Here is a 10,092-nt window from a genome sequence, read left to right on the forward strand (position 1 = left end):
GACCTTCCTCACCGGTTGTCCTCCAGCACTTCAGGCAGTAAGTGGCTGGGAAACCCTTGGAACACCACGGGACGCTGGAACCGTTCGACGGCCCGCACGCCGACCGAGGTGTGGAACGGGGACGTGGTCGCGGGCCACGGGCCGCCGTGGTGCATGGCGGGGGTCGTCGCGATGTCGTTGGGCCACTGGTTCCACACGACGCGCCCGGCGCGTCCGGTCAGCTCGGCGACCAGCTCGGGCAGGACGTCGTCGTCCTCGCCCTGCACGGTCGCGGTGAGCTGTCCCGGCAGCGCGGCGGCGAGTTCCAGCAGTTCGTTGCTGTCGCGGTAGGTGGCGACCACGGACACGGGCCCGAAGCACTCGTCCAACGCCTCGTCGTGGCCGGCCAGGATGTCGGCGGCGGTGGTGCGCAACAGGGTCGGCGCGTGACCGCCCGCTCCCGGCCCGCCTTCGACCAGCACGTCGAGGAACGCGGAGAGCGCCTCCACACCGGTCTCGAAGCGCTTGGCGACGAGCTTGTTGAACAACGGCTCCGCCCGCAGCGCGCGCACCTCGGCGGCGACGTCGCCGGCGAAACCCTCTGGTACGACCAGAAGCCCGGGTTTGGTGCACAGCTGCCCGCTCTGCTGCGACAACGCCTGCGCGAACCCGCGCGCGATCTCACCGCCGCGCTTCGCGACGGCGCGAGGCGTGACGAACACGGGGTTCACGCTGCCGAAGCCGCCGTAGAACGGGATCGGCTCGGGGCGGGTGGCGGCGAGGTGGTGCAGTTCGCGGCCGACGCGGGACGAGCCGATGAACGCGACCGCCTTGATCCGCGGGTCGAGCACGAGCTGCCGGGCGCAGCGCCGTCCGTGGACGAGCGCGAACACGCCCTTGGGCAGCACTTCCTCGACGACCTCCGCGGTGCGGTCGGCGAGATCGGGGTAGCTGTGGCTCGCCTTCACCACGACCGGGCAGCCGGCGGCCAGCGCGGAGGCCGTGTCGCTGCCCGCCACGGAGAACGCGAACGGGTAGGACGTGGAGCCGAAGACGGCGACCGGGCCGAGCGGGACCAGCATGCGGCGCAGGTCCGGCCGCGGCCCCGGCGGCCAGTGCACGTCCTCGTGGTCGATCACGACGCCGTTGACGGCGCCCGAGCGCAGGTACTCGGCGAACGAGCGCAGCTGGAAGGTCGTGCGCCCCACCTCCGCGCGCAGCCTGTCGCCGGGGAGCCTGCACTCCCACTCGGCCAGCGCCACCAGCTCCGCGCTCTCGCGGTCGAGCGCGCCGGCGACGGCGTCGAGGGCCGCCGCCCGGTCGTCCGGGCTGGTGCCGCCCCACTCGCGGGCGGCCTGTGCCGCCCGGTCCAGGACCTCCTCCACGGCGCGGGCCCTACTTGATGTAGTCGGGCGAGACCCGCGGCGGCCAGCTGGCGACGCTCAGCACCCCGAGGCTGTAGGCGCGGGAGACGAGCGCGGCGCGGTTGGGGGCCTTGAGCTTCTTGAGCATCGTGCCGACGTGGTACTCGACGCCCTGGCGCGACAGGAAGAGCCGGGAGGCGAGCCGGACGGTCGACTCACCGGTGGCGATGCCCTCCAGGATGCGGGCGTCGAGCTCGGTGAGGATGCGGTTGCGGTCGACGACGACGGCGTTGGGCTGCTCGCCCTTCTCCGCGTTCACGACGACGACGAACTGCACCAGGTCGCCGTGCGCGTCGTGGACGGCGATGCCGGTGATGTCGCCGGTGAACACGGCGTGGCGCGGGCCGATGCCGGCGAAGTGCTCGACGAAGCGCTGGCGGCGGCCTTCGACGAGACGGTCGAACTGCTTGCGCATCGGGCCGTGCACGCCGGGGTGCAGCAGGTCGTAGAAGCTGCGGCCGAGCAGCGACTCGCCGGAGTGGCCGAACTGGGCCACGAAGTCGTCGTTGGCCTCGACGACGCGCAGATCGAGGTCGAGACGCGCGAGGCAGAGACCGGACCGCTCGAGCAGGGAACGGAACACGTCGGCGTCCGGGACGACTCTTGCGCCGTTGAAGTGGTCAGGTGCGAGAGAACCAGCGGCAACAGTGTGCATGGGAGAGTATCCCTCTCGATCTCGTCGAAGTCGGCGTTCCGCGACTTGCCCGAAAAGAAGGCGATCCGGGTTTGTTCCCCGAATGCCGCCTTGACACGATTAATCGTAGAAAGCCCTGCCGAACGCGGTCAACGAGGCAGGAGGGGTGACCCCTAATGTTGTGGTAGGGGTGGGGCCGATGGTTCGGGTGCGGGTCCGCACATTTCGGTATGACGTTTCGGGTGCGTCTCACCTGAGCCCGTTTCAGGCTGCTGAGCTGCACCGATGCTGGCGATCCAACTGAGACGGCTGCTGCGGGGCGACAGTGTTGTTCCTCAACCGTGCGGGAAGAGCGCACAGGAAATTCGTAGAAGTGTCGACGGTGTTACACAGATGGCGGATATGCCCGCGCGAGGGCGGCGGGCAGTTCGGTGCGCCTGCGGATGCCGAGCTTGCGGAACGAGTTGGTGAGGTGCTTCTCGATCGCCCGTGAGGTCACGGAGAGTTCTTCCGCTATTTCGGCGTTGGTCAAACCCTGAACGACGAGCCCCGCGACCTTGAACTCGGTGCGGGTCAATGCCACGGCAATGCCGGGCGAATTACCGTCGAGTTCCTTCGCGATTCTCGTGGCCAGCCTTCCGGCACCTGATTGCAGCGCCAGCCGGTGCGCCTCGTGAAGATGGTGTTGCGCCTGTGGGTCGCCATCGGCGCGTTCGCGCGCGCCGAGCTGAAGCAGTGCCTTGGCTCGTTCGAACGGGTTGGCGTGCAGGATCTCGACGGCCTCGTGCAGCATCGCGAGGCCCTCGCGGTCGGGCGTGTAGCGGCCGAGCACGCGCAGCGCCCGTCCGATGCCGATCGGCGCGCCCCACTCCACCGCGCGGTCCCACGCCCGCGCGGCGGCTTCACGGGCCGCGGCCAGGTCGCCGAGCTGGGCGTGCAGCCTCGCCGTGGCGACGGACCACGGCAGCAGCACGGGATTGCGCCAGCCGACGCCGTCGAGCACGCGTCCGCAGTCCAGCAGTCCTTGCAGCGCCTGGGCGTGCTCTCCCGCCAGTGCCTTGGCCGCGGCGTGCAGCATCCGGTACACCGCGTCGCATCCGGCCGGTTCGTCCCGGTCGGGACGCGAGGAGAGGATCTTGCCGATCAGCTCGGGGTCACGCAGTTCCATCGCGACGGCGGTGAGCCCGATCGCGGCGGTCGTGGTGTCGCCGCGCCAGTCCAGCACGGCGAGGTCGAGGGCGTGCTCGGCGGCCCGGTGCGCCTCCCCCGGCTGGCCCAGGTGCAGGAGGACGAACGACTGCTGGGCGCGGATCAGCGCCTGGTCGACGGTGGTCGTCGCCCGGCTGAGCGCCTGGTCGAGCCACGGCACCGCTTCGTGGGCGGCGTCGGCGGCGGCAAGAGCCCTGATGAGCAGCGGAACCGCGGTGTGGACGTGCCGCGGGTGCGGGGTTTCCTGGTTCAGCGCGGTGCTCGCGATGGCCGCGATCTCGGGCGCGGGCAGGCGTGCGGTGAACACGGCCGCGTCGAGCAGGACCGCCCGCAGCTCGCGTTCGCCGGGCGTGCCGCCCTCGATCTGCCTCAGCCGCGGGACCGGGTCGGTGAGCAACGAGGGGTCCGCGTGCCACGCATACCGTTGGCGCGCTTCGAGCCGGTAGCCGAGTTCCTCGTCCTGGTTGAGGCCGGCGACTTCGTCGATGAGGTCGCGCACGGGCCGTGGTGCCTGGCCGAGCGCGGTGGGCGCGATCCGCACGAGCGCTGCCGCGCGTTCGCGGACGTCGCGGAAGAGCGGGACGGCGTGGGTGATGTGCCGGACGGACGCCGCCGGGTCGAAGAACCGTTCGGCGACGGCGAGGTCGACGAGCAGCCGGGCGCGGTCCTCGGAGTCGCCGGGGACGTCGCGGAGCGCACGCCGCAGGTACCGGGCGGCCACTTCCGGTGCGCCGCGCCGCAGTGCCGTGGCGGCGGCTTCCCGCAGCGTGCCGATCGCCCATCCGCCGGGGGTCGTGGTGACCGTGAGGAGCCGGGCGGCGACGAGTTCGGCGGGCCTGCCGTTGTCGTGCAACAGCTTCACGGCCCGTGCCTGCCATTCCTCGCGTTCGCCGACCGGCATCGACTCCTCGATCGCGTCCCGGACGGCGGGCCTGCCGGTCGTGAACCCGGCCTGCTCGAGGATCCGGTGCGCGGCACGGGCCTGCTGTTCGGTGAGACCGGCGAGCTGCCCGGCCAGGTCGTCGTCGCCGGCGAGCACGGCGGTGGCCTTGGCGAGGTCCTGGGCGTGCTTCGGCAGGGTGGCGAGCCCGCGCACGAGCCGTTCGGTGAGCCGGGCCGGCCGCAGGTGCCGGACGTGCGGCACCTGGTCGGGCGACGGGCTGGTGACGTGGCTCAGCACCGCGTCCAGGAACAGCGGGTTGCCGCCGGTGACGTCGTGGCAGGCGGCGACGAACCCGGCGTCGGGGGTTGTTCCGGTGCGGTGTGCGACGAGCTCGGCGATCGCCTGGGGCGACAGCGGTTCCGGCCGGATCTCGGTGCAGGGGAACGGGCGGTGCTCGCCGTCCCCGGTGGCCGCGACGAGCAGGAGCGGGTGCCCGTCCAGGGCTCTGGCGAGTCGGCCGAGCCAGCGCAGCGACGGGTCGTCCGCCCAGTGCAGGTCGTCGATCAGCAGGACGGTCGGTTCGTCCGCGCTCAGGGCGCGGGTGAGCGCGATGAGGCCGCTGATCGCCGCGTCCTCGACGGCGACGGCCGGCTCGGCGGGGGCGTCGTCGCAGAACACGGGCAGCGCGAGGCCGGCGGGCCCGGCGAACCAGCGTTCCCTGGTCCGCTCGCAGGCCTTGGCCAGGGCCGGGTCGAGCAGCTGGCGGGCGACGCCGAACGCGAAGTCCCGCTCCAGCGCGGAACAGGTCGCGGTGAGGACCCTCGTCTCGCCCGCGCGGTCGCGGACCGCGCCCAGCAGCGCGGACTTGCCGCAGCCGAGCTCCCCGGTGATGACGATCCGGTCGCCGCGGCCGGCGCGGACGCGGTGCAGCGCGCGCGTGAGCCGGCGCAGCTCCTCGGCCCGCTCGAGCAGGATCATCACGAGGCCAGGACGTCCGCCAGCTGCGCGCGGCTGGAGACGCCGAGCTTGCGGTAGGCCCGCGTCAGGTGGACCTCGACGGTCCGCACCGTCACGAAGAGGCGGTCGGCGATCGCCCGGTTCGTCACGCCGGCCGCGGCGAGGCCGACGACCTTGCGCTCGCTCGCGGTCAGCACCGCGAGGCTGTCCATTGTGGATGGTTCGCGCATCCGCCCGCCGACGCCGAGCAGCAACGTCCTGGCGGCGTCGGCCAGCGGCTTGCACCCGGCCCGCACCGCCAGCCCGACGGCGGTCCGCAGGTGCTTGCGCGCTTTTCTGGTCTCGCCCGCGCCGGTGTGGCGCCGGCCCAGCAGCAGCTCCGCCCGTGCCTGGTGCAGGGGTGAGGGCACGGCGGCGAACCCGTCGGCGGCGGCCTTCGCCATGTCGAGCGCACCCGGTCCGGTCGTCGTGAGAGCCCTGGCCAGCAACGAGAACGCGGCCGCCTCCCGCGACGGCCACACCTGCGCCAGCCGGTCCACCTCCCGCACGGCGGCGGTGGTGTCGCGGCCGGCGAGGGATAGGATCTGGACGACGTCGCTCCACGTCGGCAGCGTGCTGGGGTCGCTGAGCCCGGTGGCCTTCATGACCGCCGCGCAGGCCGCCATCCGGTCCGCGGCGAGCTCGATGTCGTCCCGCGCGTGGGCCAGCCATCCGCAGGCGCGGAGGTACTCGCGGTGCACGGGCGTCAGGTGCCGGATGTCGTCCTCGTCCACCTCGTGGAGCAGCTGCTCGGCGAGCGGGGTGTTGCCGGTCTGCACCGACAACCAGGCCAGCAGGATGAGGGCGCGCGGGAGCCGCCAGCCCCGTTCGCGCACGGCCCGGACGGCGGCCGACGCGTCCTTGGTGGCCCGGTCGAGCTCGCCCAGCGACTGGTGCACGAGCGCGCGGTGCACCAGCGAGCGGCACTGCGCGAGCGAGTCCCCGTTGCGGGAGAAGGCGTCGACGGCGCGGTCCAGCACGGCCAGTGCTTCCGCGGTGTGCCCGGCGATGCGCAGGACCGTCGCGGCGGACAGCATCGACCAGTCCGTGAGCGCGTCGGGGTCCGCGAGCGCGGCCCGTGCGTAGCTCACGGCGTCGTCCATCGATCCGCCGCCGCGCATGGTGGCTTCCGCGACCACGCCGAGCAGGCACCGTTGTGCCGTGGTGTCCGCGGCTTCCGGAGGTCGTGCGCCCGCGACGGCGGACGCCACCGCGTGGACGTCGTCGAGGTCGATCGACAGCCGCACGGCGTCGAGCAGCGTCGCCATGTCCTCCGACAGCGCGGGATCCCTGGCGATCCGCAGGAACGTGCGCGTCCGGCCGGTCAGCGCGTGCTTGACGGCGAGCGCGGCCCGCAGATCGGGGTCGGTGGTGCGGTGGAACGCGGCGGCGAGGTGCTCGCAGGCCTGTGCGGGGTCGTGCCGGGACAGTCCGGTGGCGAGGTTGACCCGCAGTTCGATGTCGTCCGGGTGCAGCTCGACGAGACGCCGCAGGTAGCGCTCGGCGTTGCGGGACTTGCCGCCGGCCGCGGCCTCGCGCAGCACCTGCGACATCCAGGGCGTGTCGACGGCGGGCAGGTGCACGAGCTGGTCGGCGACCGCCCGCACGTCCTGCCCCGACTCGTCGAGCACGATCGCCGCCCGGTGCCGCAGGTCGAGGACCTCGGCCGGGTCCAGCACGGCGAGCACGCCCGCCCGGTACCACTCGCGGATGTGGTCGGGCAGCCCGTCGCCGAGCAGATGATGCTGTCGCAGTGCGGAAATCCCGTTCTCGGCGAGCCGTGCCGACACCCCGGCGAGCGGGGCGACGAGCTCGTCGCGGTCCACGACCACCAGCGCGGTGGCGATCGCGCACAGGTGTTCCGGCTGGTCGCGCAGCCGTCGTGCGGCGACGAGCTCGACGGACTCCCGGCGCAGCGCGTGGGTCGCCTGGATGTCGGAGAGCACGGTGGTGAGGTGGCGCGGGATGCCACCGGAGAGCCGCAGGCACAGGTCGGTGAAGACGTCGTCCGGGGTGAAGTTCAGGGTCGCGGTGATCATGTCGCGGATCTGCCGCGTCGTGAGCGGCCGCAGGCCGGCGACGTGGGCGCGGGCCAGGTCGACGGTGAGCGGCGAGGTGTGCGACAGGACGAGGCCGACCCGCTCCTCGCCGAGCCTGCGCACGACGAAGTCCACCCACCGCGCGGTCTCGTCGTCACAGGCGTCGAGGTCGTCGAGCACCAGGCAGACGGGCGTGCGTTCGGCCAACGTCACGACATCGCGCCACATGCGCCGATAGGCGCGGTGGAGGTCGGCCGGGGCCGGATCGGTCAGTTCCGGAACGACCACGCCCGCCTGGACGAGGAGCCGGCGGGCGACGGCGAGGGGGCGGCGTTCACCCCGGCCGACCGCGGACAGCACGGTCGCTCCCGCTCGGGACTCGGTGGCGGCCGTCCGGCGCAGCACGGCGGACTTGCCGGAGCCTCGGGCACCGCGTACGAGCACCGCCTGCCCGCCTGCTCCTCGCCGAGCGGCGGCCGTGTGGCGCGCGATCGTGGTGAGCACGCTCTCACGACCGAACAGCTCTGTGCCGGGTTCCGACAGGGTGTTCACCACCTACCGCCTCAGGCTCGAAGAGATGACCTGCGCAGAGGATAAATGTCCCTGGTGACCGGACCGCAAACACCGCGAGGCAAGTGTCAAAGTCTGATGCGGTGATTCCGCAAAGTGCGGGTGGTGAATCCGAGGGTGGTTCCAGCACTTGAGCTAATACGCGGCGACGCGGCCGGGCACCACCCGGTAGAGGCTCGGTTTCTCGGGCAGGAACGCGAGCCCGAACCGGGTGAGGAACCGCCCGAACTCCGCGTCCACGAAGTCGTCGTCCGGCAGTCCGTCCCACGTGTCGGCCACGGCTCTGGCGACGTCGACCGCGGTGCCGTCGTAGACGACGAGGTCGGGCAGGTCGTCGGCGAAGTAGCCGCGCACCAGCGAGATGGGCGCCACGCTGTCGTCGAGGAAGCCCACCACGTCCCACCTGCCCTCGGTCGCCTCGGTGAGCGCGAGGCGACCGGCGACCTCGGAGGAGGTGGCGTAGGTGACGCGGTAGCCCCGCCGCACCAGCTCCTCGATCACCGCGAGAGCCGGGAGGGCCTGTCCCTGGGCGGGGTTGGCGAAGATCGCGACGTGCCGCCGTCCCGTCATCATCGATGACCACCTCTCTGCGAACGACGACGTGTCTGCTTGGAGTTCTACGGCATGGAATGCTCGGGAATCCCTCACTTTCCTTTGTTGGCGAGCCGGAATCCGCTTCCCGTTTTGGTCCCGAGCCGACCGGCGGCGACGAGGTGGCGCAGTTCGTCCGCGGGGACGGGTTCGCCGGTCTGCGACGCCGCGGCGAGTGCCTCGAGAATGGCGAGCGAGACGTCCAGACCAATGGTGTCGAGGAGCGTGAAAGGCCCCATCGGGTGCTGGAACGCGGTCACGACCGCGGTGTCGATCTCCTCGACGGTGACGTCGGTGCGGCCGAGCATTCCGATGGCGTCGTTCAGATACGGGAACAGCACGTGGTTCACGATGAACCCGACGCGGTCGGCGCAGTCGACGGCGGTCTTGCGCAACCACTTCACGAGTGCGTGGGCGGTGGCGTGGACGTCGTCGGCGGTGTGCTCGGTGCGGACGACCTCGACGAGCTTCATGACCGGGGCGGGGTTGAAGAAGTGCAGCCCGATCACGTCCGCCGGGCGGCTCGTGGCGTCGGCGCAGCCGGTGACGGACAGGCTGGAGGTGGTGGTGGCGATGATCGCGCCGGGCTTGAGGACGGCGTCGACGGCTTGCAGCACAGGGCGTTTGACGTCCATGTCCTCGGCGACGGCCTCGATGACGATGTCCGCGTCGCTCAGGGCCTCGTAGCCGGTCGCGACGGTGAGCCTGGCGAGGACGTCCTGACGGTCCTGTTCGGACATCCGTCCTTTCTGGACCAGCCGGGTGAGGGACGAGCGGATCCGGTCGGCCGCCTGCTCGGCCTTGTCCCGTGTGCGGGCGATGAGCGTGGTCGGGATGCCCGCCACGACGAGGATCTCGGCGATGCCGCGGCCCATCACCCCGGCGCCGACGACGCCGGCCGCGCGGATCTCGCGCGGTTCGCCGTCGCTGACGCGGGTGCGGGGCGGCGGGATGATCTCGCCGTGGTCGTCGTAGCGGTGGAAGCCCCTGCCGGTTTTGCGGCCGAGGTGTCCCTGCTCGACCATGCGGTCGAGCAGGGGTGAGGGGCGGTAGGAGCCGGAGCCGGTGCTCTCGTGCAGCGCGATGAGGGCGGCCCTGACGGTGTCGAGCCCGATGAGGTCGAGCAGGTGCAGTGGCCCGAACTTGAGGCCGCAGCCCAGTTTCATGGCGGTGTCGAGGTCCTCGACCGTCGCGTAGCCGGCGTCGGCGAGGTCGATCGTGCGGTTCATGCACGCGTAGAGCAGCGCGGTGGCGGCCTCGGCCGGGCGGCCGCCGAGGTTCACGATCTCGGTGCCGGCCAGCCGGACCGCCGTGCGCGCCAGGTGCAGCGCCTCTGGTGCGGCCGTGGACGTGCCGATCAGGGCGGCGTGCTGCCCGTACGGCGGCGGGATGAAGTAGCGCAGGCCGACGACCCGGTCCGGCGCACCGGACGCGATGGCCAGCTTCGCGACCGGCAGCGTCGACGTGGTGGTGAGGAAGACCGTGCCGGGCGCGCACTGTTCGACGAGCTGTTGCAGCACGGTCTGTTTGGTGTCGTAGTCCTCCGGCAGCGCCTCGACGACGAGGTCGGCGCGTTTGAGGTCGACCAGTTCGGTCGCGAGGCCCAGCCGGGGCCCGCCCAGCCTGCGCTGGACGCGGGACAGCACGTCGAGATCGCTGTCCACGCCGATGACCTCGGCCCCGTTCGCGAGCAGGACCTTGGTGAGGCCCTCACCGAGGCCGCCGAGCCCCACCACACCGATCACCAATGACATGTCCGTGTCCTTC

At 72.0% G+C, this 10,092-nt stretch carries 6 protein-coding genes; all 6 read right to left on the reverse strand.

The window, feature by feature from the left end:
• Window positions 1-8: 8 nt before the first annotated feature.
• The 6 genes from IEZ09_RS12265 to IEZ09_RS12290 all read right to left on the reverse strand — a co-directional run bounded on the left by IEZ09_RS12265 (window position 9) and on the right by IEZ09_RS12290 (window position 10,079).
• The gene (locus tag IEZ09_RS12265; RefSeq protein ID WP_189253771.1) at window positions 9-1,364 is read right to left on the reverse strand and encodes an aldehyde dehydrogenase family protein; all 1,356 of its coding nucleotides are present in this window, start codon (window positions 1,362-1,364) and stop codon (window positions 9-11) included.
• 10 nt (window positions 1,365-1,374) lie between these two features.
• Window positions 1,375-2,058 carry a PAS domain-containing protein gene (locus tag IEZ09_RS12270; protein ID WP_189253772.1) on the reverse strand — a complete coding sequence of 228 codons (684 nt, stop codon included), beginning with the start codon at window positions 2,056-2,058 and terminating at the stop codon, window positions 1,375-1,377.
• Window positions 2,059-2,422: 364 nt separating this feature from the next.
• Window positions 2,423-5,107 carry an ATP-binding protein gene (locus tag IEZ09_RS12275; RefSeq protein WP_229812488.1) on the reverse strand — a complete coding sequence of 895 codons (2,685 nt, stop codon included), beginning with the start codon at window positions 5,105-5,107 and terminating at the stop codon, window positions 2,423-2,425.
• The gene (locus IEZ09_RS12280) at window positions 5,107-7,716 is read right to left on the reverse strand and encodes a LuxR family transcriptional regulator (protein ID WP_189253774.1); all 2,610 of its coding nucleotides are present in this window, start codon (window positions 7,714-7,716) and stop codon (window positions 5,107-5,109) included. The genes IEZ09_RS12275 and IEZ09_RS12280 overlap by 1 nt, the downstream gene beginning before the upstream one ends.
• Window positions 7,717-7,869: 153 nt before the next feature.
• A complete protein-coding gene (locus IEZ09_RS12285; RefSeq protein ID WP_189253775.1) occupies window positions 7,870-8,307 on the reverse strand; it encodes a glycosyltransferase in 438 nt (145 codons plus the stop codon).
• A 71-nt stretch (window positions 8,308-8,378) separates the two neighbouring features.
• A complete protein-coding gene (locus tag IEZ09_RS12290) occupies window positions 8,379-10,079 on the reverse strand; it encodes a 3-hydroxyacyl-CoA dehydrogenase family protein (protein ID WP_229812484.1) in 1,701 nt (566 codons plus the stop codon).
• Window positions 10,080-10,092: the final 13 nt, after the last annotated feature.

Source organism: Lentzea flava, assembly GCF_014648475.1.
Taxonomy (GTDB): Bacteria; Actinomycetota; Actinomycetes; order Mycobacteriales; family Pseudonocardiaceae; genus Lentzea; species Lentzea flava.

Bases quoted from the DNA above. Each gene is read 5' to 3' on its own strand.
- IEZ09_RS12270 (WP_189253772.1), bottom strand. From the start codon at position 2,058: ATGCACACTGTTGCCGCTGGTTCTCTCGCACCTGACCACTTCAACGGC.
- IEZ09_RS12275 (WP_229812488.1), bottom strand. From the start codon at position 5,107: ATGATCCTGCTCGAGCGGGCCGAGGAGCTGCGCCGGCTCACGCGCGCG.
- IEZ09_RS12285 (WP_189253775.1), bottom strand. From the start codon at position 8,307: ATGATGACGGGACGGCGGCACGTCGCGATCTTCGCCAACCCCGCCCAG.
- IEZ09_RS12290 (WP_229812484.1), bottom strand. From the start codon at position 10,079: ATGTCATTGGTGATCGGTGTGGTGGGGCTCGGCGGCCTCGGTGAGGGC.